Origin of the sequence: Mycobacterium sp. SA01 (assembly GCF_041287105.1) — a bacterium.
Classification (GTDB): domain Bacteria; phylum Actinomycetota; class Actinomycetes; order Mycobacteriales; family Mycobacteriaceae; genus Mycobacterium.
In genome coordinates, this window is sequence record NZ_JBGGNO010000013.1 from 79,058 (window position 1) to 99,918 (window position 20,861).

Annotated in this window: 17 protein-coding genes; 9 read left to right on the forward strand and 8 right to left on the reverse strand. The window is 64.5% G+C overall.

Annotated elements, in window-relative coordinates; all coding sequences use genetic code 11:
- Nucleotides 1-22: 22 nt before the first annotated feature.
- The 3 genes from AB4879_RS04330 to AB4879_RS04340 form a co-directional block, all read right to left on the reverse strand.
- The gene (locus AB4879_RS04330) at nucleotides 23-250 is read right to left on the reverse strand and encodes an MbtH family protein (RefSeq protein ID WP_370506633.1); all 228 of its coding nucleotides are present in this window, start codon (nucleotides 248-250) and stop codon (nucleotides 23-25) included.
- 287 nt (nucleotides 251-537) lie between these two features.
- The gene (locus AB4879_RS04335; RefSeq protein WP_370506596.1) at nucleotides 538-1,809 is read right to left on the reverse strand and encodes a glycosyltransferase; all 1,272 of its coding nucleotides are present in this window, start codon (nucleotides 1,807-1,809) and stop codon (nucleotides 538-540) included.
- Nucleotides 1,810-1,827: 18 nt separating this feature from the next.
- Complete coding sequence (locus tag AB4879_RS04340; protein WP_370506634.1) at nucleotides 1,828-2,538, reverse strand: class I SAM-dependent methyltransferase; 711 nt, start codon at nucleotides 2,536-2,538, stop codon at nucleotides 1,828-1,830.
- Nucleotides 2,539-2,668: 130 nt separating this feature from the next.
- Here AB4879_RS04340 and AB4879_RS04345 point away from each other — a divergent pair, with 130 nt between their 5' ends.
- The 7 genes from AB4879_RS04345 to AB4879_RS04375 all read left to right on the forward strand — a co-directional run bounded on the left by AB4879_RS04345 (nucleotide 2,669) and on the right by AB4879_RS04375 (nucleotide 11,425).
- Nucleotides 2,669-3,169: a DUF2505 domain-containing protein gene (locus AB4879_RS04345; RefSeq protein ID WP_370506597.1), complete on the forward strand. Its 501-nt coding sequence runs from the start codon at nucleotides 2,669-2,671 to the stop codon at nucleotides 3,167-3,169.
- Between the two features lie 68 nt (nucleotides 3,170-3,237).
- Nucleotides 3,238-5,439 (forward strand): acyltransferase family protein, encoded by a 2,202-nt coding sequence (locus tag AB4879_RS04350; protein ID WP_370506598.1) that lies wholly within the window; start codon nucleotides 3,238-3,240, stop codon nucleotides 5,437-5,439.
- Between the two features lie 99 nt (nucleotides 5,440-5,538).
- Nucleotides 5,539-7,731: an acyltransferase family protein gene (locus AB4879_RS04355; RefSeq protein ID WP_370506635.1), complete on the forward strand. Its 2,193-nt coding sequence runs from the start codon at nucleotides 5,539-5,541 to the stop codon at nucleotides 7,729-7,731.
- A gap of 44 nt (nucleotides 7,732-7,775) precedes the next feature.
- Entirely contained in the window at nucleotides 7,776-8,819 is a 1,044-nt protein-coding gene (locus AB4879_RS04360; protein ID WP_370506636.1) for an NAD-dependent epimerase/dehydratase family protein, read from the forward strand.
- A 127-nt stretch (nucleotides 8,820-8,946) separates the two neighbouring features.
- The gene (locus tag AB4879_RS04365) at nucleotides 8,947-9,876 is read left to right on the forward strand and encodes an ATP-binding cassette domain-containing protein (protein WP_370506599.1); all 930 of its coding nucleotides are present in this window, start codon (nucleotides 8,947-8,949) and stop codon (nucleotides 9,874-9,876) included.
- A gap of 26 nt (nucleotides 9,877-9,902) precedes the next feature.
- Nucleotides 9,903-10,628, forward strand: coding sequence for an ABC transporter permease (locus AB4879_RS04370; RefSeq protein ID WP_370506600.1), 726 nt, complete (start codon nucleotides 9,903-9,905; stop codon nucleotides 10,626-10,628).
- Entirely contained in the window at nucleotides 10,625-11,425 is an 801-nt protein-coding gene (locus AB4879_RS04375; protein ID WP_370506601.1) for an ABC transporter permease, read from the forward strand. The genes AB4879_RS04370 and AB4879_RS04375 overlap by 4 nt, the downstream gene beginning before the upstream one ends.
- 2 nt (nucleotides 11,426-11,427) lie before the next feature.
- Here AB4879_RS04375 and AB4879_RS04380 read toward each other — a convergent pair whose 3' ends face one another.
- From AB4879_RS04380 to AB4879_RS04400, 5 genes are all read right to left on the reverse strand, one after another.
- Complete coding sequence (locus AB4879_RS04380) at nucleotides 11,428-12,705, reverse strand: glycosyltransferase (protein WP_370506602.1); 1,278 nt, start codon at nucleotides 12,703-12,705, stop codon at nucleotides 11,428-11,430.
- A gap of 6 nt (nucleotides 12,706-12,711) precedes the next feature.
- Entirely contained in the window at nucleotides 12,712-14,013 is a 1,302-nt protein-coding gene (locus tag AB4879_RS04385) for a glycosyltransferase (protein WP_370506603.1), read from the reverse strand.
- An 8-nt stretch (nucleotides 14,014-14,021) separates the two neighbouring features.
- Nucleotides 14,022-15,026, reverse strand: coding sequence for an NAD-dependent epimerase/dehydratase family protein (locus tag AB4879_RS04390; RefSeq protein ID WP_370506604.1), 1,005 nt, complete (start codon nucleotides 15,024-15,026; stop codon nucleotides 14,022-14,024).
- 47 nt (nucleotides 15,027-15,073) lie between these two features.
- A complete protein-coding gene (locus AB4879_RS04395) occupies nucleotides 15,074-16,399 on the reverse strand; it encodes a nucleotide sugar dehydrogenase (RefSeq protein WP_370506605.1) in 1,326 nt (441 codons plus the stop codon).
- Nucleotides 16,400-16,589: 190 nt separating this feature from the next.
- Nucleotides 16,590-17,858, reverse strand: a complete 1,269-nt coding sequence (locus tag AB4879_RS04400; protein ID WP_370506606.1) for a glycosyltransferase — start codon at nucleotides 17,856-17,858, stop codon at nucleotides 16,590-16,592.
- A 176-nt stretch (nucleotides 17,859-18,034) separates the two neighbouring features.
- Here AB4879_RS04400 and AB4879_RS04405 point away from each other — a divergent pair, with 176 nt between their 5' ends.
- Nucleotides 18,035-19,675 carry a GMC oxidoreductase gene (locus AB4879_RS04405; protein ID WP_370506607.1) on the forward strand — a complete coding sequence of 547 codons (1,641 nt, stop codon included), beginning with the start codon at nucleotides 18,035-18,037 and terminating at the stop codon, nucleotides 19,673-19,675.
- Nucleotides 19,676-19,738: 63 nt separating this feature from the next.
- Nucleotides 19,739-20,857, forward strand: coding sequence for a class I SAM-dependent methyltransferase (locus AB4879_RS04410; protein WP_370506608.1), 1,119 nt, complete (start codon nucleotides 19,739-19,741; stop codon nucleotides 20,855-20,857).
- The last annotated feature ends 4 nt before the right edge of the window (nucleotides 20,858-20,861 follow it).

The window sequence follows — 20,861 nt, forward strand, 5'->3', positions numbered from 1 at the left end:
ACTCCCAGACCCAAACCCTCAACTAGTCAGCCGCTCGACTTCCCGCCAACCGGTCGCGCAGGCTCTTCGGTCGGATGTCGGGCCAGTTCGCTTCGATGTACTCCAGACAGGCGGCGCGATCAGCTTCACCGTGTACGACGCGCCATCCGGCCGGAACGTCGGCGAAGGCCGGCCACAGGCTGTGCTGTTCTTCATCGTTGACCAACACAAAAAAGGCGCCCTCGTCGTCATCGAACGGATTGGTGCTCACCGCGTCTCCCGACACTCTCGTCAATATAGGTAGAACAAGTTCCAAACCATACTTCGTGGTGTGACCCATGTCATGAAGTTCGGTGTGACACACGTCACCGGATAGCAACCTTCTGCGCTCCGCCGTGGACGACTGACAGTGGTGGCCACGGGTTTCTCTCACATGGCACAGTTAGACCCACTTTCGTGGGTTTTCGCGCTCGCGCCGGCAGGTAGCGGACACGTGCGCCCAACCCGGCTACGACCATTAGCGCCAAGTGCCAGCAAGCGCGGTCCCGGACGCCGCCGTCAGCGCGCGGGGCGACCCGTGCGGGCGAAATCTTCCAGACGGTCCGCGGCGGCGGCGGCGCTCTTGGCCGGCTCGGTGATCGTGGTGGCGAGTTCACGGGCACGGGCGACGAACTCGGGAGCAAGAATCGCGCTCAGGTCGGAGACCAGGGTCTCCTCGGTCACGGTGGAGAATCGCCGGGCGGTGCCCACCTTCAACCGCTTGACCGCGCCGCCGTAGATCGCGTGAACGAGGTCCCAGAACAAAATCAGCTGAGGGACACCCGCGCGCATGGCGATGGGTGTGGTGCTCGAACCGCCATGGTGGACGACTGCGCGGCACGCCGGGAAAACCGTCGCGTAGTTCATCAGCCCGACGACCTTCACCCGCTCGGAGTGCGAGGCGTTGCTGAAATCCGTGTTGGCGGCGCCGACCAGAGCCCGTGTGCCCAGCCGTGCGCAGGCCGAGTCGATCATCGCGATCGTGTCGGCCGGCGACTCGACCGGGATGCTGCCAAAGCCGAAGAAGATCGGTGCGGTTCCCGCAGCGATCCAGGACAGCACCTCGTCGTCGGTGTCGGTGCCCAACTCAAGAGTCAGCGTCCCGACGAAAGGCCGCTGCTGGTCGAACTGAGCCCATTCGGCCGCGAGGCCAGGGAAGCATGACTCGTCGTAGGCCTGGATTTCCAGCGACCCGCGATCGGTGATCCGCCGGGGTGCCGAGTGCCTCGCCTTGGGCAAACCCAATTCGCGCCGCTGGGCGTCTTCGACCTTCTTCGTCCCACGCCACGACATCCACCAGAAGGCCCTGACCATTGCCCGGCTCAGCGGTGCGGGCAGAAAAGACAGCACACGGGAGTTGGGCCGCAGCGGAAAGTAATGCAGGGTGGCCAACGGAATGTCGAGGTGTTCGGCGACGTTGGCGGCGGCGTCTTCGAAGTTGATGCCGCTGAAGATCAGATCGGCCCCGTCGGCCAGCGACATCAGCGTCGCGCTCATGTCCTGCCAGCCCTGGAACAGGGGGCCCGAGATCTCCCGGCGGGCTCCGGCCATCTCCCGCAGCCGCCACGGCGTGCTGAAGAAACACGTCCAATAATCCCGATGCGCGTCGAGAATCGATCGCGAATTCGGACCGAATCCGACCGTGTCCGGGACCGCGGCCTTGCTGAATTCGATCAAATCCGGAGGCACCGCCATGGACACCTCGTGCCCCCGGCGCACCAACTCACGGCCGACGGCCGCGGTGGGCTCGATATCGCCGCGACTCCCCCACGTTGCCAGTACGAACTTCATCGCCGAGTCGCGGACGAGCTATTGGGCGGGGCTCATGGCAAGGAACTCACCGAGATACCGGGGTGGCTTGAGGTTGAGCAGACGGGTGCGGTCGGCCTTGAGGTCGGCATAGGTCAGCGCCGCGACCTGCTGCGGGGTGTACGGCAGCGTCGACTCCGGGGTGCCCTTGCGGACAAACCCGACACCCTGGTCGCATTTGAGCACGCCGACCACGAGGTCGGAGCGGGTGCTGCGTAGCTCGACGATGGCTTTCCAGACGTCGCCGTTCCAGATGCCGATCTTCAACGGCCCGGACTGCTGCGCCATGAACTCATCCCACGACTCCGCGCGACGGCCGGCCAATTCGAACGGCGGGTTGCAGTCGTGCAGGAAGATCACGCCGTCGTCTTTGAGATAGCGCACGGTGTTCTCGACGTCGCGCACCACCTGCTCGTAGGTGTGCAGCCCGTCGATCAGCGCGACGTCGACGGGATGCTCCGCGAGCAGAGCCGTCTCGTTCTCGAAGAACGCGTCGCTGGTGGTCTCGAAGTACTTGGTGACCCGACCTTTGGCGTCGGCGAGTTCACGCGTGCGCTCGGTAAGCCGGAACGCGGGGTCGACGGCGAACTTCACGTCGGCGCTGATGCGCTGGAAGGCCTGCCCGCGCGAGACGCCGATCTCGAGATAGACCGGATCGGTGCGCATGGCGAGCGCCTGTTGGACCGCCCTGATCCGGTTCACACCTGGCATCGCGTCCACCAACTTGACGAGGCCGCTGTTGAAATTGACGCCACTGATATTCACGCGTGGTTCCTACCACAAAGCGCTTGCACCGTATGAGGGTTTCGGCTCACTGCCCCTGCGGTAAGAATGGTCGGCTATGCCGCGTTCATTCGAGGTCGTCGCCGAATCCGCCGCCAGCGTCGAGTCGATTCATGCAGCGTTCGGACGTGCCGACTATTGGGCGGACCGGTTGGCCGGTGACGCCGCGTCCACCCTGGATTCGCTGATCGTCGGTACCGACGGAGCGGTCGATGTGCACATCACCCAATACCTCGGTCGCCAGATGTTGCCCGGACTGATCGCCAAGGCCGTTCCCGGCGACCTGAAGCTCCAGTACCGCGAAACGTGGCGATCCGCCGGTGACGGTCGGGTACGAGGTGAGGTCGAAGTGTCGGCGGCGGGCGGCTTCGGATCGAGCCGCGCCGAGAACTGGCTGGCGGCGGCAGGCCACATCTCGCAGCTGCGCTCGGCGGTAAGCGTCGAGGTCAAGATCCCCCTGCTGGGCGGCCAGCTCGAAAAGTCGATCGGTGCGGGCTTGGCCAAGAGCATCCCAGCAACACTGCGTTACACCACCGCGTGGATCGCCGAACACGGATAAACCCAACTTATTGACGGGCGCGAATGTAACAATGCCCCGACCGACACAGGCGTCCGCTCGATAAGTAGGTGATCTTGCACCAGGCCGACAGCGTCAGCCCCACCGACAGCCGGCCGACCCGACGCTCCGAACCGAAAACATTCCGCGCGGACATCGAAGGTTTGCGTGCCGTCGCGGTGCTGGCGGTTGTCCTGTTCCACGCGTCGGTGCCGGGCATCAGTGGCGGCTACGTGGGCGTCGACGTCTTCTTCGTCATCTCCGGGTTCCTGATCACCGGACTGCTCTGGCGCGAAGTGAGCAGCACTGGCAGCGTGCGGCTGCACAACTTCTACGGGGCGCGCGCCCGTCGCCTGCTGCCTGCATCGGCCACCGTCGGCGTCGTCACGATGATTGCCTCGGTGATCCTGTTGCCGCCGTTGCAGGCTCGGCCCGCCATCAGCGACGGTATCGCCAGCGCGCTGTACGTCAGCAACTACCAGTTTGTCCTGCGCGGTGTCGACTACTTCAGCAATCACGTGACGGCTTCGCCGTTCCTGCACTACTGGTCGCTGGGCGTGGAGGAGCAGTTCTATCTGGTCTGGGCGCCAATGCTTCTCGGCACGGTTTTTCTGATCCGGTTGACGCGCCGAGCGCGACGCCGCCCCGCGGCCGACGCCATCACATCCAAGCGCCCGTTCGTCGTGCTGCTCACGCTGGTGACGGTCGTGTCGTTTGCGATGTCGTTTCTGGCGAGCTACATCGTGCCGGCAGCGGCCTTCTACTCACTGCCCACCCGAGCATGGCAGCTGGCGATCGGCGGGTTGGTCGCGCTGACCGCCGTTGGCTGGCAACGGGTCTCGCCACGCGCCGCCGCCGTGCTGGGGTGGGCCGGGCTGGGCATGATCGTGCTGGCCTGCGTCTGGCTGACCCCGACCACGGTGTACCCGGGTGCGGCGGCACTGCTGCCCACCCTCGGCGCGGCGATGATCATCGCCGCGGGCTGCGCCACACCCGACCAGGGCGGCGGGCGTCTGCTCGGGTGGGCACCGATGCGCGCCATCGGCCGCATCTCGTACTCCTGGTACCTGTGGCACTGGCCGGTACTGGTACTCGCACCGTTCCTGCTCGGCCACTCGCTCGGGCTGGCCGAACGGATCGTCGCGGCGCTGGCGTCCGCGGGGCTGGCCTGGCTGACCTTGCGCTATCTGGAAAACCCGCTGCGCTTCGCCCCGAAGATCCGCGCATCTGGATGGCGCAGCCTCGGACTGGGGGCGCTCGCGACGGTCATCGCGGTGTGCGTCGGCATGACGTTGCTGCGGGTGATGCCCAGTCCGGTCGGGCACGGCGCGCCGGTGGCGCCGCTTAACTTCACCGCGGCACCGGTCCCGACCGGCGCTCCCGTCGACGCGTACGACGCGGCAGTGCGCCAGACCTTCGCGCAAGTGCAGGCCGCCGTCGCGGCATCGGCCGACGTCACGTCCGTCCCAGCCAACCTGACGCCGCCGTTGATGGAAGCCTTCGCCGAGAAAAAGGCGCTGTCGTTCAACGGCTGCCTGCGCGAGCCGTTCGAACGCGGACAACCCGAATGCGCGATGGGCAATGTCTCCTCGCGCACCACGGTGACCCTGGTCGGCGACTCGCACGCCGCGATGTGGACCCCGGCGTTGCAACAGGTTGCCAGTCAACGGCAGTGGCGCCTGGAGCTGCTGGCCAAGGGCGCGTGCCCGCTGTTGGACCTGCCGATCACCAATCCGCTGAGCCGGTTGGCGGAGCTTTTCGAACACTGCGCTGAGTGGCGCAACGAGATCCTCACGCGCTTGGAGGCCGAGCGTCCACAGCTGATCGTGTTGAGTCTGTGGCGCGGCTATGGGACTGGGGAGTCGCTCTCGGGATACCGGGCCTACGACGCCGCGTGGATCGACAGTTTCACCAAACTCGTACAGCGATTGCGCGCCATCGGCGCACACGTGCTGGTACTCGGCCCGATCCCCGATCCGCACTTTCAGGTGCCGATCTGCCTCTCCGGTTACCTCGATGATGTGCCGGCGTGCACTCCGTCGCGATCCGCCGCGGTCAACGAGCCCGGCATCGCGGCAGAAGCCGCCGCGACCAAAGCCGGAGGCGGGCAATACGCCAGCACCACCGACCTGTTCTGCACTGTGGACCGCTGCCCGGTCATCGTGGGCAACACGCTGGTGTATGTCGACGAGAACCACATGACGCTGGAATACGCGCGGTTGCTGGCACCGGCCGTCGGGGCGCTGGTCGATCGCGCGCTCGCGCAGACCTAGGTCACCGAACGCCGTTCCCGAAACCACCCCTCGTGGCAGCGTCCGGGTGTAAGAATGCCTCGACTCAATTGACGTGTTCGCTGATTTAGCAGGTAGGTGATCTTGGCCCAGGCCGACAGTCTCAGGGCTAGCGAAGAACAGCAAAGTCGGCGTCCCGAACAGAAGTACTTCCGCCCGGACATCGAGGGCCTGCGCGCTGTCGCCGTGACGGCCGTGGTCCTGTTCCACGCTGCGGTACCCGGCATCAGCGGGGGCTACGTGGGTGTCGACGTGTTCTTCGTGATCTCCGGGTTCCTCATCACCGGACTGCTCTGGCGCGAAGTCAGCGGCACCGGCTCCGTGCGGCTGCGCAAGTTCTACGGGGCGCGCGCCCGCCGGTTACTGCCCGCATCGGCGCTCGTCGGCGTCGTCACCATGATCGCAGCGGTAATTCTGTTGCCGCCCTTACGTGTCCCGACCGTCCTCTACGACGGCATCGCCAGTGCGTTGTACGTGGGCAACTACTGGTTCGTCATCGATAACATCAATTACTTCTCCGATCTGCTGACCCCGTCGCCGTTCCTGCACTACTGGTCGTTGGGCGTCGAGGAGCAGTTCTATCTGGTTTGGGCCCCGTTGATGCTCGGCACCGCGTGGCTCGTCCGGCGATTCCGGCGGGACAGGACACGCGCCATCGCGTCGTCGCGTCGTCCTTATCTGGTGGTGCTGGGACTGGTCACCGCCGTGTCGTTCGCCATGTCACTGGTGATCACCTACGTCGTGCCCGCGATGGCGTTCTTCTCCCTCGCCACCCGCGCGTGGCAGCTGGCCATCGGCGGGCTGGTCGCATTGACCGTGATTCACTGGCAACGCCTCTCACGACGGGCGGCAGCGATCGCGGGCTGGTCAGGACTGGCCATGATCGTGTTCGCCTGCCTGGTGTTCACCTCGGCCACACCGTTCCCCGGTACCGCCGCCCTGCTTCCCACCCTCGGTGCGGTGCTGGTGATCGGCGCCGGCTGCGCCACCCCATCGCAAGGCTGCGGACAATTCCTGAGCACCTCGCCGATGCGCGCGGTCGGCCGGATCTCCTATTCCTGGTACTTGTGGCACTGGCCGGTACTGGTCCTCGCGCCCGCACTGCTGGGCCACCCGCTGGGACTGGCCGAACGCATCATCGCGGCCCTGTTGGCAGCCGGGCTGGCATGGATGACCATGCGCTACGTGGAGAACCCGCTGCGCTTCGCCCCGACGATCCGGGACTACCCGTGGCGCAGCCTGGGCGTCGGCGCGGTGGCCACCGTGGTCGCGGTCTTCGTCGGCCTCGGACTGCTGAAGGTCGTGCCAACGCCGGTGGGACAGGGTCCACCAGCACCCGCGATCACCCTCAACGGCGCGTCCGTTCCGATCGGCTCCACCAGCGCCGCCTACGACGCCGCGGTCGCCCAGACCGTCACCCAGATGCAAGCGGCGCTGGCCAAGTCCTTCACCAGGAGCGCCGTCCCGTCGAACTTGAACCCCCCGCTGACCAATCTGGCTGCCGAACAAGAGGACTACACGTACAAGGGGTGTCTCCGCACGCCGTATGAGAGCGGACAACCTGACTGCGTGATGGGTGATACCGAATCCCCGAATACCGTTGCCCTCATTGGCGACTCACACGCCGCGATGTGGACCCCCGCCTTCCAGCAGATCGCCACCCAGCGACACTGGCGGCTGCAGATGATGGCCAAAGAGGCCTGCGCGCTGATGGACGCACGCGCCGGAAACGCCTTCGGCAACCTGGTCGAAGACCTTCAGCACTGCCAGCAGTGGCGGACCGAGATCATGGGTCGTCTGGCCACCGAGCGCCCCAAGCTCGTCGTGGTCAGCGTGTGGCGCGGCTACGGTATCGACGAAACGATGTCGGGCTTCCGCGCCTACGACGCAGCCTGGACCGACGGGATGACTCACCTCGTGCGGCAACTGCGCGATATGGGCACGCGAGTGCTGGTACTCGGGCCGATCCCGAGTCCGCATGCCAATGTGCCGATCTGCGTGTCGGGCCACCTCGACGACGCGACTGCTTGCGCACTGTCCCGGCCGGCGGCGGTGAACCAGACAGGCATCACCGCCGAGGCGGCCGCCACCGCAGCCGGCGGCGGCCAGTATGCGGACCTCTCCGATTTGTTCTGCACCGCCGATCGCTGTCCCGTCATTGTCGGCAACACGTTGGTCTACCTCGACGTGAGCCATTTGACCCTTCAATACTCACGCGTGCTGACGCCGGCCATAGCCGCGCTGGCCGACCGCGCGTTCGCCCACGGTTCGTAAACAGGAGGCCCACTTTGTCCGCAGTGTCCGACATTCACAAGACGGTGCTCATCACCGGCGGGGCCGGTTTCATCGGGTCCGCGCTCGCCCGACGTCTCGTCGAGGCCGGCTACCACGTGGCTGTGATGGATATCCTGCACCCGCAGGTGCATGCCGAAGGAGCAGCGATCGATCTGCCGCCATCGGTACGGCTGTTCACCGGCGATGTCACTCACGCACCCGACTGCGATGCCGTCCTGCGACTGTTCAAGCCCGCCCAGATCGTGCATTTGGCAGCGGAAACCGGCACCGCACAGTCACTTTCGGAGGCAACCCGCCATGGCTCGGTCAATGTCGTCGGCACCACGCAGCTGCTCGACGCCTTGAGCCGGTGTGGGCACGTGCCCGACCAGTTGGTGCTGGCATCATCGCGGGCCGTTTACGGCGAGGGTGCCTGGCAGGCCGGCAGCGACATCTTCTACCCGCAGCCCCGGAGCCACGCTCAGCTCGTCTCAGGTATCTGGGATCCGCAGGGGCCCACGGGCGATCCCGCTGTTCCGCTGGCGAGCAATGCGATCCAGACCGAGCCCCGGCCCACCAACATCTACGCCGCGACCAAACTCGCACAGGAGCACATCCTGGCGGCCTGGACCGCCGCACACGACACCAAGCTCAGCGTGCTGCGTTTGCAGAACGTCTACGGCCCTGGCCAGTCGCTGACCAATTCCTACACCGGAATCGTGGCGCTCTTCGCCCGACTGTCGCTGGAGAAGCAGGCCCTGGAGGTCTACGAAGACGGCCGGATCGTGCGCGATTTCGTCTTCATCGACGACGTCGTCGAAGGGCTCTTTGCGGCGATCGAGAGTCCTGCGGCACCGTCGCGCTACGTCGATATCGGATCGGGCGTTCCGACCACCATCCACGAGCTCGCCCAGCAACTCGCGGCGATCTGCGGCGCTCCCGACCCGGTCGTCGTGGGAAAATTCCGCGACGGTGACGTCCGCGCCGCGCGATGTGACATCGAGCCGGCGACAACCGAACTCGGGTGGCGCCCGAAGTGGTCACTCGAGGAGGGCACCCGCGCCCTACTGGAGTGGATCGGCAAATAACCGGTCGTCTGGTGAATCCGCTGCTCCCAGCGTCAAAGAGATAGGTCGTTGTCTTGAGTTTCTCGGTTGCGACGAAGACGTCGCTAGTTCGCCCCAAGCCACACTGCTCACGCTATGGTCAATATCTGTGATCGAGCTTGACGGTGTCGCGAAGACGTTCGACGGGAACATACTGGCCCTGCAGGACGTGAGTTTTTCCGTTGCCACGGGTTCGGTGTGCGCGCTTCTCGGTCACAATGGCGCGGGAAAAACAACGACCATCAACATTCTGTCGACGTTGATGAGGCCGTCCTATGGCAAAGCTCTCGTGGCCGGGTACGACGTAGCCAAAGAGCCGGCTCGGGTGCGTGAGTCCATATCGATGACCGGACAGATCGCCGCAATCGACTGGCAACTGACCGGGCGGGAGAACCTGGTGATGTTCAGCAGGTTGCACGGGATGCGCCGCAGGGAGGCCAACGCCCGGGCCGAGGAGTTGATCGAGCAGTTCGACCTCACCGATGCGGCTGACCGCAACGTGGTCACCTATTCGGGTGGCATGCGCCGACGCGTCGATATCGCCGCCGCACTTGTGGTTCCGCCGAAAGTGTTGTTCCTGGATGAGCCGACGACGGGGTTGGACCCGCGCAGTCGCCGCAGTGTGTGGGATCTGGTGTCGTCATTGGTAGCGGACGGGGTGACCGTCTTGCTCACCACCCAGTATCTCGAGGAAGCCGACGTCCTGAGCGATTCGATCGTCGTACTCAACCATGGGCGCGTTGTCGCGACAGGGACAGCAGATGACCTCAAGCGCCGGGTCGGATACAGCTACTGCACCGTGAGTCCGGTCAATCCGGCCGATCTACCGAAGATCCTCGCCGCGGTTGCCGATCTTGAGGACGCACAGGCCGACGAAGACGCCAACAGTGTGTCGGTGCTGGCGCCAAACGGGGTCGCGACACTGAGCGAGGTGTTCCGTCGCGTCGACCAGCTTGACGTTGAGCTGGAAGATATTTCGCTGCGCAAGCCTTCCCTCGACGAGGTATTCCTTCACCTCACGGGCAGCGTCACCGCGTGAGTTCGGTTGCGGTTCTGACCGAACGCATGGTGCGCAACACATTGCGCAGTGATTTGCCCTTCGCAGTCTTGGCGCCGGCCGGCAATTTCATCATCTTCAATCTCGCGCTGCGCAATGTGATCGACACCGGCGGGATCGGCTACCCCCAGTACCTTCTGCCGGTGATCATCGTCCAGGTGACGCTGCTCGGCGCGCTGACAACCGTCGACCGGGCCAGCCGGGACAATCAGTCCGAACTCGGGCTTCGGTTCCGCACAATGCCCATCGCCACGGTGGCACCGCTGACGGCCCGCATGTTGTACTGCCTCATCCGCGGGATGATCGCACTGGTTGCGACAATCGTCGCCGGATACATTTTCGGCTTTCGAATGCTCGGCGGGCCATGGCATTTGGTGGCTTTTATTTCCTTCGTTCTGGCATTGACCCTGGCACTGTCGTTTGCCGCCGATGCGACTGGCGTGCGTATCTCGACCTCCGCGATCGGCAGGAACGGCGGGTCGAGTCAGGTCCTGCTGGTCCCTCAGATGATGCTTGTCATGCTCTCCACCGGAATGGCGCCCGTGGAGTCGTTCCCCGGGTGGCTGCATGGATTCGTTCGCTACCAACCTGTTTCACAGGTCACCGAGACCCTGCGGGGTTTGGCCGCAGGCAACGTCGCGGTCAGCAGTCTGGTGAGCAGCTTCGCATGGTGCCTTGGCTTGCTCGCCGTCTTTGGGGTGATCGCGGTGCGAATGCAGAGGCGGACCCAATGACCACCACGGCACCGCGGCGCGGCTCCCTGCTGCATGAAAGCCTGGTCATCGCGCAGCAACACTTCACGCACTGGCGCCGCGACCCGCTGGTCCCCGTTCAATCTTTGGCGTTCCCAACGTTTCTGCTGATCACGTATTACCTTCTTGTCGGCAAGTCGGTGTTGCGGATCACGGGCACGGACAGCCTCTACGGTCTGGTGCCGACATGTGCGATAGCCGGCGCGTTCTCCGGATCCCTTGCCGTCGGCCTCACGCTGTCCTTCGAGCGCGACACCGGACTGCTCAGCCGCTTGTGGGCATTGCCCGTACACCGCGCCAGCGTGCTCACCGGCCGGCTGATCGCCGAGGCCGCGCGCACACTTCTGAGTACCGCGCTGATCACCGCGGTCGGGATCGGTCTCGGCCTACGTTTTCGCGGTGGCCCGCTCGAGTTGCTGCTGTACCTGCTCGTACCCGTGATGGTGGTGATCGTCTTTGCGATGGCCGTGATCGCCGTCGCGGTGCGGGCCAAGGACGGCACGGTGCTCATCTGGCTTGGACTGCCCGCCATCACCGCCGTCTTCGCCAGTTCCGGTTCCCCGCCCATCGAATCCCTGCCCTCGTGGATGTGGCCGCTGCTCCGGTTCCAGCCGATGGAGCCGATCGTGGGGTCGATGCGGGCCCTTGCTCAAGGCCAACTTCCGTGGTGGCCGCTGCTGTGGGGCGTGCTCTGGACGATCGCCGGCGCCGCATTGGTTGCGCCACTGGCCATTCGTGGGTATCGCGCGGCCGCCGAATCCGGAGGTGTTCGCGGCTGACGTCAGCTGCGACGCGACAGCGCGAACCGCTCCAACAAGTCGGCCGCGGTGTCGACGCTGTCGGCGGGCTTGGTCATCCGGGCTGCGAGTTGTTCCGCGCGAGTTAGGTATTCCGGCGCGAGGATTGTCCTCAGGTCGGACACCAGGGTTTTCTCGGTGGTGCCGACGAAGCGGCGGCCACTGCCAACCTTCAGCTTCTTGAGTCGAGAACCCCAACACCCCTGGTCGGGCAACATCCACAGGATCAATGTCGGCCGTCCGGCTCGCAGTCCGGCGTGGGTGGTGCCCGAACCGCCGTGGTGCACCACGGCGCGGCAGGCCGGGAACACTTCGGCGTAGTTCATCGGGCCGACGATCTTGACATGGTCATAGTGCGGAACGGTGCTGTAGTCAGCCCAGCCCGCGCCAATCAGCGCCCGCTCCCCGAGCTGCGCACAGGCCCGGGCGATCATCCCAATCGTGTCAGCCGCGGTGTCGACCGGCATACTGCCGAAGCTGAAGAAGATGGGCGGGGTACCCGCGGCGATCCACGAGACGATCTCGCCGTCCTGATCGGCAGGCAATTCCATCGTGAGGCCCCCGACGAACGGCCGCTTGGGGATCTCCTGATCGTTGAACGGCGCCCATTCGTCGGGCAACCCCGGGTAGCACGCCGCATCGTATGCCTGGATTTCCAGCGCGCCGCTGTCCGCCATCCGTCGCGTCCAGTGGTCCGTCGCCTTTGGCAGGCCGAGTGCCAGTCGCTCGGCGTCGTCCGCGACCTTGTGCCCGCGACGGGTCAATGACTCGCCCAGCGCCATTGCCGAGCGGCACAACGGGGCAGGCAGGAATGGCATCTGATAGCTGTTGACCCGCAGCGGGAAGATCTGCAACGTAGCCAACGGCGTGCCGCAATACTCGGCCACGTTGGAGGCGACGCCCTCATAGTTCAAACCCGTGAGTAGCAGGTCGGCCCCGTCCGCCAAGCTCAGCAGGCTCTTTCTGGCTTGCTCTCGAAAATCGTCCAAGAGACCCGCGAATGCGCCAAGCAAGCCGTTCAATTCCTTGATCTTCCATGGCTTGCTGAACAACAGATTCCAGAACTCGTGATGGGGGTCGTCGACGGCGCGCAGTGTGGGCCCAAATGCCACCGCCTTCGGCCCGGCAGACTCCGCGAAATTGACCATCTCCGGCGCGACCACCAGGTGAACGTCGTGCCCGCGGCACACCAGCTCGCGGCCGATTGCGGCGAACGGCTCCACTTCGCCCCGGGTTCCCCAGTTCGCCAGCACGAATTTCATTGCACCCTAGCCTCTTTCGGTCTGCGTGCGGCCTACGAACGGAGCGCGAGCATAAGCCTCGACGAGGTCAGCCGCGACCGCGACACTGTCCGCGGGCTTGGTCATTTTCGCCGCAAGCCGGCGAGCTCGGCCGACGTAGTCGGGGGCGAGGATCTTCCGCAGGTCCGCAACCAATGTCTTCTCGGTGGCCGCCAAGAAGCGGCGCCCGGTGCCGACTTTCAGTCGTTTGAGCCTGCCAGCCCAGAACAACTGATCGGGCAACCTCCACAGGATCATCGTGGGGCGTCCGGAGCGCAGGCCCGCGTTGGTTGTGCCTGAACCCCCGTGATGCACGATCGCGCGGCAGGCCGGGAAGACCTCCGCATAATTGATCGCGCCAACCACCTTGACGTGCGGGAACTGCGGTACGCCACTGAAATCGGCCACGCCCGCACCGATCAGTGCTCGCTCGCCCAGTGTGGCGCAGGCCCCTGCGATCATCGCGATCGTGTCCTTGGCGGATTCCATTGGCATGCTGCCGAATCCGAAGAAGATCGGCGGCGTTCCTTGAGCGATCCACGACTTGACGTCCGTATCGTCATCTGCGGGCATCTCCAGTGTCAACGCACCGACGAAGGGCCGTCGGGGCGGCGACTGCGCGTTCCAGCTCGACCATTCGTCCGCCAGCCCGGGAAAGCACACTTCGTCGTATGCCTGGATTTCCATGCTTCCGCGTTCGGCGATCCGTCGCGTCCAGTGCCCCGTCGACTTCGGCAGGCCGAGCGCGCTACGCTGGGCGTCGTCATTGGCCCGATGCCCGCGCCACGTCAGCCACTCCGATGTTCGCATCACCGCACGACCGAAAGGCGCGGGCAACACCGGCAATAGCCGGCCGTTGACCCGCAACGGAAAATGTTGCAGCGTAGCAAGCGGGATGTGGCGATACTCGGCGACATTGGCGACGATGCCTTCGTAGTTCATACCCGTAACAAGCAAGTCGGCGCCGTCAGCCACCGCCATGAGCGTCTTTCCGGCTGCTTCACGACCCTCATCGATCGGGGTGGCGAACTCGCGCACCAGCCTGCCCAATGTTTTGAGCCGCCAGGGCTTGCTGAAGAGCAGGGCGAAGTATTCCTGATGAGGCTCAATGATCGCCTGCACGGTAGGTCCATAGGCGACTGCGTCGGGCCCTGCGGACGAGGCGAATTCAACCAGATCAGGCGCGACGACCAGATGGACGTCATGTCCGCGAAGCACCAGCTCGCGGCCCAACACCGCGAATGGTTCCACTTCGCCGCGAGATCCCCAGTTCGCCAGCACGATTTTCATCGCGAGGACTAGCCCTGCCCATCCCTGGCGGGTTCCTCGAGATACCACGGATTCGCTCGCGCCCACTCGATGGTGCGGCGGATCCCCTCCTCGACGTCAATCTGCAAGCGCCAGCCCAATTGGCGCTGCGCCTTGGTCGAGTCCGGGATACGACGTGGAATGTCTTCGTAGCGACCGCCGAAACGTGCTGCCGTATCGATGGATTCGGCGCCGGAAACCGAGTCGACGCCGGCGATCTTGATAGCCATATCAACCGCGTCACGCATGCTCGTCTCGGTCATACTTCCGACGTTGAACGCCTCACCGATCGCCGCATCACTGTCGGCCGCGAGCAAGGTGCCTGCGACGGCATCGTCGACATAGGTGAAGCAACGCGTCTGGTCACCCGAATCGTAAAGCAACGGCTGGCGGCCGTTGAGGATCCGGTGCACGGTCTGGGACACCACGAAGATCGGATTCTGGCGCGGCCCATATACGTTGAAGTATCGCACCACAGTCACCGGTAGCCCGCGGGCGGCGTGCATGGCGAACACGAGATGCTCGGCCATCCCCTTGCTGGTGCTGTAACTCCAGCGAGCGGTCTTCGTCGAGCCCAGCACCCGGTCGTGGTCCTCGGCCCAGGGTGGGTTGGGGTTCTTGCCAAATACTTCGGAGGTACTGGCGAACACCACGCGAATTCCGTTGCGGTGACTGAGTTCCAGAACGTTGCGTGTACCGATCACATTGACGTCGAGAACCTGGAGTGGATCATCCATGTAGTTCTTGACGCCGACCACCGCGGCCAGATGGAACACTGTGTCGACATCGGGAGTCAGGGCCTGTTCGAGCGCCGCCAGGTCGGTCACATCGCCCTGCACAAACCGGAAGTTGGGGTTGCTGTCGAAATCGATGCTGCTGTCGCGGGTGTTCTTCGCGAAGTCGAAGATGGTGACGCTGTCGCCGCGTTCCAGCAGTGCGGTCACCAAATGCGATCCGATGAAGCCATAGCCGCCCGTCACGACGACATTGGACATAGTTGCTCTCTCGTTCTACGTGCGGTTTGCGGATATCCGTCAGCCGGCTAGCGGCCGATACCCTTGTAGATGAAGCCCGCCGCCCGCGCTGCCGCCGGGTCAAAGCTGTTGCGTCCGTCGAGAAAAACGCAGCGATCCGCCGCCAGCTCAGCCAGCCGGACCAACGGGATCTGGTGGAACTCCCGGTGGCCCGCAAGGACGACTACAGCATCGGCATCTTTCACCGCGGACTCGATGTCCGGACTCAGCGGGATCTTGGTGACGGTGTGCGCTTCTTCGTCCAGCACCCATGGGTCATGGACGGTCAACTGACACCCGGACTCTTCCAGCGGCGCCACGACATACTTGGTCGGCGTCAGCCGGCAATCGCCGGTGTTGTTCTTGAACGCGATACCCAAGACCGCGATCTTGCTGTCCTCGATCGCCTTGCCCTGATCGGCCAGCAGTTGGGTCAGCAACCCATAGGTGTAGCTGGGCATCGTGTCGTTGACGGTCCTCGACGTCTTCGGCACGTGCAAATCCAGTCCCAACGTCTCGCCAAGGTGATTGACGAACCACGGATCCTTTGTCAGGCAGTAACCACCGACACCCATGCTCGGGCTGAGGATGTTGACGTTGTGCATGCCCTTCGGCATCGAGTTGGCTGCGGCAATCACCTGGAGAACGTCCATGCCGAGGCGGTCGCACACCTTGGCCAGTTCGTTGGCCATTGAGATGTTCAGGTCGATCCAGAGGTTGTCGGCGAGCTTGACCATCTCGGCCGTCCGCGGATCCTCGACGACGATCGACTCCAACCCGAGGGCGTGGCGCCACAGCGTGGCGCAGCTACGGGCGCTCCGCTCGTCGACGGCCCCGACCACGACGGGAATGGAGGTGAGTTCCCGGATGGCTTGCCCTTCGGCGAGCCGCTCCGGGCAAAAAGCCAATCCGAAGTCGACGCCGGCTTTCAGTCCGGACGCCTTTTCCAGGATTGGCTGGACCAGAGTCTCGGTGGTGTCGGGCGGCACGGTGCTCTTCAAAATGACCAGGTGGCCGGGGCGGAGGTGCTCGCCGACCGCCTGCGCGGCCGCCTTGATGTCGTCGACGATGGGCTCGTAATCCGGACCGAGCGGGGTGCCGACGGTGACAATGATGAAGTCGTTATCGGCGATCACGCTGAAGTCCGACGTGGCGCGAAGACGGCCTACCTGAACACTTTCGGCCACGAGCTCGCCGAGGCCTGGCTCCGGCACACTCGTCAAGCCCTGGTTGATCTCGTCGACGATATTGGTGCGCACGTCGATACCCGTCACGGGCCAGCCGCGGTCAGCCAGCACCGCACCGATCACGGTGCCGATATAGCCGAAGCCCACCACCGCGATCCCCGACCGCATGCCACGGACCAGCAGGTCAATTTCAGCGTCGCTTTGTCCGAACGCGCCTCTAGCCATTGCCGTACCTAGCTCCTTCACCTACCCCGTGCGCGTCCTGGATCGAACCGGGCCTCACGACCAGCGGGTCGCTGCGCAGCCTAATCCAATATTGACGCTGCCGACCCGAAATTCGGGCGGCTGGCAAAAGTGATCAGGCCCCGCACTTCAGGCGTGCAAATTCCTCCACGCGGTCAGCTGCAGCAACGACCGCGTCGTCACGTGTCGTCATCCGCGGGGCGATCTCGCGGGCCCGCTCCGCATACTCCGGGGCCAGAATCCGGCGCAGGTCCTTCGCGAGCGATTTCTCGGTGGTGGTCGAGAAACGCCGCCCAGCACCCACCTTGAGCCGTTTCAGCTGTGCGGCGAAAAACGGCTGGTCAGGCAGGGTCCACAGCACCAGCTGGGGAACTCCTGCCCGCAGGCACGCGGCCAGCGTGCCCGATCCGCCGTGATGCACGACCGCACGGCACATCGGGAAGATGGTCGCGTAATTCACCTGGCCGACCACCTTCACGTGGTCGTACTGCGGGACATGGCTGTAATCGGTACCCCCGGCGCCGACGATCGCGCGCTCTCCCAACTGGGCACAGGCCGCGGCGATCATCGCGATCGTGTCGGCAGGTGAGCCGACCGGGACGCTGCCGAATCCGAAGAAGATCGGCGGCGTCCCGTCGGCGATCCACGACGCCACCGCCGCATCGGACTCGGTCGGAGACGCCATCGCAAGGGCGCCGACGAATGGCCGCTGGCCCTCCCACTTGCGCCATTCACCCACCAGCCGGGGAAACACCAACTGGTCGTAGGCCTGGATCTCCAGCGAACTCCGGTCCGCGACGCGCCGCGGCACCGGGCTGGTGGCCTTGGGCAGCCCCAATTCGCGCCGCTGCACATCTTCGCCCTTGCGGGTCCCGCGCCACGCAGTCCACTCGTTGACCGTCATCGCCAAGCGGCTCAGCGCTGCTGGCAGCAGTGGTAGCAGCTGGCCGTGCACCCGGTACGGGAAGTAGTGCAGGGTGACCAGCGGAATGTCGTACGCCTCCGCGACATTGGCGGCCGGCTGCTCGAAGATCAGCCCGGTGAGCAGCAGGTCAGCCCCGTCGGCGGCGGCAGCGAGGTTCCTGGTCATCTCCGCCCAGCACGCTTGGGCGAATTGCGCGGTTTCGGCGGCCATCCGATTGAGCTCCTTGAGCTTCCACGGAGTACGCCCGTATAGCGTGAAATATCGCCACTGCAGCTCGAGGATGTTCGTGGAATCCAGCCCGTAAGCCACCGCCGGAAGTCCTGCCGCCTCGGCGAAGCCGACCAGGTTCGGTGGGACAGCCATCCGGACGTCATGCCCTCTGCGCAGCAACTCGCGCCCGACAACCACGGCAGGCTCGATATCGCCGCGACCGCCGTAGCTGGACAGCACGAATTTCATCGCCGGTTCTGGCCTTTCGATCTTCCTGCGGGCACACCGGCAGGAGCAACGGACATTATTACCGGTTTTTTGACGAGCCAGTAAGCGTTCGGCCATGCCTGCGGCTCAACGTTGATACGATCCCGAATCGCCGAGCCCAGGCCGATCTTTGGGCCATCACGCTGAGGAGCTCGATTTTGGCTGACGGCGCATTGACTGCGCGCGAGACGGAACGCATCGAGTGGGACGTGATCGTCGTGGGTACCGGCATGGGTGGCGGAGTGCTGGGTTATCGATTGGCCCAGGCCGGCCGGCGGGTGCTCTTCGTCGAAAAAGGACGCTCGACATTGCCTGGGGCACCGGGCGTCATCCGGTCGGCCATGCCCGAACTGGCCGAGCCCATGTCGGCGCGGTCCACCGCGGCCTACTACGACGCGTTGGCTCGCGGGGGACGCTCGACCGACGAGGTCGAAGACATCAGCGGACGACGCACCAAGCGCTTCGTGCCGTTCATCGGCAGCGGAACCGGCGGCTCCTCAGCGCTCTACGGGATGGTGTGCGAGCGGTTCTTCGAGCGAGACTTCACTCCCCGGCAGAATTTCGCCGACCCCGGCGAATCGACAGTGCCGGAGGCATGGCCCGTCAGCTACGAAGAGATGCGACGCTGGTACGCCGATGCCGAGAAGCTGTTGGGGGTCCGCGGCCAGCCCGATCCACTGCGGCCCGAAGCGGCTGAGGTCAATCTGCCTGCAGCACCACCGTTTTCGGCCGACAACAAGCCACTGGTGGAGTATCTGACAGGTCGCGGTCTGCATCCCTATCACTTGCCGATGGCCTGTGATTACACGGCCGACTGCGCCACCTGTCAGACCTTCCTCTGCTCGAAGTCCTGCAAGAATGACGCGGCGCGCAACGCCGTCCTGCCTGCTGTCGTCGAGCACGGCGCCCAACTGCTGACCGAATGCCGGGTCCTTCACCTGGAAGCCGATCGCACCGGAGTCAAGCAGGTTATCTGCGAACACCCGTCCGGCCGACTGGCGCTCAAGGCCAAGGTGGTGGTGCTCGCCGCCGGCGCGCTGGCGACCCCCGTGCTACTGCTCAATTCCCGGTCGGGCGACTGGCCGCGGGGGCTGGCCAACGGCTCTGACATGGTGGGCCGCAACCTGATGCGCCATCTCCTCGACCCGATCGAGATCTGGCCGCAGCGTGACTCGGCGATCACGGCCGCCAACAAGGAGATCGGGCTCAACGACTTCTACTTCTATCAGGGCAACAAGTACGGAACCATTCAGTCGTTCGGTTCGATCCCGCCGATGGAGTGGCTGATCAACCGCCCCGGTCCGCAAGGGCGGACCCTTCGGCTTATGAGCCCGGCTGTGCGCCGGGTCTACGAGAAGTTCTTCACCGGCGGACTGATCCTGGCCGCGATGATGGAAGACCTCCCCTATCGGGACAACCGGGTGCTGCTCTCGGACCGCCCCGGCTCAGACGGCCGTCAGCGGATGAGGATTCAATATCGGCTCCACGCAAACGAACTCGACCGCCACGCGGAGTTCCTGCGCCTGTTCCAGGAGATTCTGAAACCGTTTCGCACCCGCGGTCTGGGCAGCGGGAAGGAGAACTCGAACATGGGCCACGTCTGCGGCACCTGTCGATTCGGGACCGATCCGGCGACCAGCGTGTTGGACGCGCAGAACCGTGCGCACGAGGTGGACAACCTCTACGTGGTGGACAGCTCGTTTTTCCCGTCCAGCGCGGGCTTGAACCCCAGCCTGACGGTCGCGGCCAACGCATTGCGAGTGTCGGAACATGTAAATCAGGCAAACTTTGCCAACTGACGCCGGATCGGGTCTCCCGCATGCGGAGACACCCCTAATCTGTCCGGAAACCGGAGGTGAGTCGTGAGCGTGGTCGATAACGGGACTGCGGATCGGACGAGGCAGGCGGTCGATCGGACCAATATTCATCGGGTGTGGAAGGCCGCCCTCGCTGCCATCCTGCTCGGCATTGCTGTCGCGTGCTATTACGCGCCCTTCCTACTTATCGCGATTGGCGTATTGCTGGTATTGGTACTCGGCGCACGCTTGATCTATCGCGGGGGCGATCGCTATATCCCGAACCTATATGCGAAAGATGTCAGGGTTTACGACCACGCGTATCAGGAATTCATCGCCCGAACGCTCTCAGATATCCGTCGCCATAAGATTCCCGGCCACCCTCTGTTGTGGGAAGCCTCCCGACTGCCGGCACCGACACCGGAGAATTCCGATGAGCTACTCCTCGATCTGGGGGTCTGGCTCGGCTGGTCGACACGACTGACATCCGATGCCACCGGACGCACCGTCTACGGCTTCGACACATTCGAGGGACTCGTCGAGGATTGGCAGATAGAAGATCAGATCGTGATCAAACAAGGCACCTTCTCACTGTCGGATCCGCTCGCCCAGCGATTTCGCCGGGAAACCGGTATCACCCTGACGGACGGTGTGCCTGTTGCGCTTGGCCGGGACGTGCACTTCGTCAAGGGCCGCACCTACGAAACGTTGGCCCCTTTCCTGGCCGAGCGACCGGGTGCCCCCATCCGGCTCTTCCATATGGATCTGGACACCTACGAGAGCTGCCTGCACGCGCTGGAAACGTGCAAGGACAGGTTCATCGAGGGATCGATTCTGGTTTTCGATGAGTACCTGGTGACCAATGGGGAGCTGCGCGCATTCTTTGAGTTCCGGGAACGCTACGGATTGGAATTCAAGTATCGGGCCTGGGGCCTCGAGATCGGCGAGATGAATGCCGAGATGGTTATTTCGCGATGGAAGCGGCCCCTGTATTACCTGACTGCTGTTGCAATACATTTGCTGGGGGGACGCTTTCTCTGGAAAATCCTCACCAAGCGTTTTTGGCGATTCTGGCTAGGTGCCCCGATCGGCGACATTCTCTTCATGATGGGCGCCGCCGGCCACCGGAAGTCGGTCAGCCTCGAGATCACCGGCTTGGGAAACCTTGATCCGACGCGGCGCTGAGCGC

Bases quoted from the DNA above. Each gene is read 5' to 3' on its own strand.
- AB4879_RS04335 (WP_370506596.1), bottom strand. From the start codon at position 1,809: ATGAAGTTCGTACTGGCAACGTGGGGGAGTCGCGGCGATATCGAGCCC.
- AB4879_RS04340 (WP_370506634.1), bottom strand. From the start codon at position 2,538: ATGCCAGGTGTGAACCGGATCAGGGCGGTCCAACAGGCGCTCGCCATG.
- AB4879_RS04345 (WP_370506597.1), top strand. From the start codon at position 2,669: ATGCCGCGTTCATTCGAGGTCGTCGCCGAATCCGCCGCCAGCGTCGAG.
- AB4879_RS04370 (WP_370506600.1), top strand. From the start codon at position 9,903: ATGGTGCGCAACACATTGCGCAGTGATTTGCCCTTCGCAGTCTTGGCG.
- AB4879_RS04375 (WP_370506601.1), top strand. From the start codon at position 10,625: ATGACCACCACGGCACCGCGGCGCGGCTCCCTGCTGCATGAAAGCCTG.
- AB4879_RS04380 (WP_370506602.1), bottom strand. From the start codon at position 12,705: ATGAAATTCGTGCTGGCGAACTGGGGAACCCGGGGCGAAGTGGAGCCG.
- AB4879_RS04385 (WP_370506603.1), bottom strand. From the start codon at position 14,013: ATGAAAATCGTGCTGGCGAACTGGGGATCTCGCGGCGAAGTGGAACCA.
- AB4879_RS04390 (WP_370506604.1), bottom strand. From the start codon at position 15,026: ATGTCCAATGTCGTCGTGACGGGCGGCTATGGCTTCATCGGATCGCAT.
- AB4879_RS04395 (WP_370506605.1), bottom strand. From the start codon at position 16,399: ATGCGGTCGGGGATCGCGGTGGTGGGCTTCGGCTATATCGGCACCGTG.
- AB4879_RS04400 (WP_370506606.1), bottom strand. From the start codon at position 17,858: ATGAAATTCGTGCTGTCCAGCTACGGCGGTCGCGGCGATATCGAGCCT.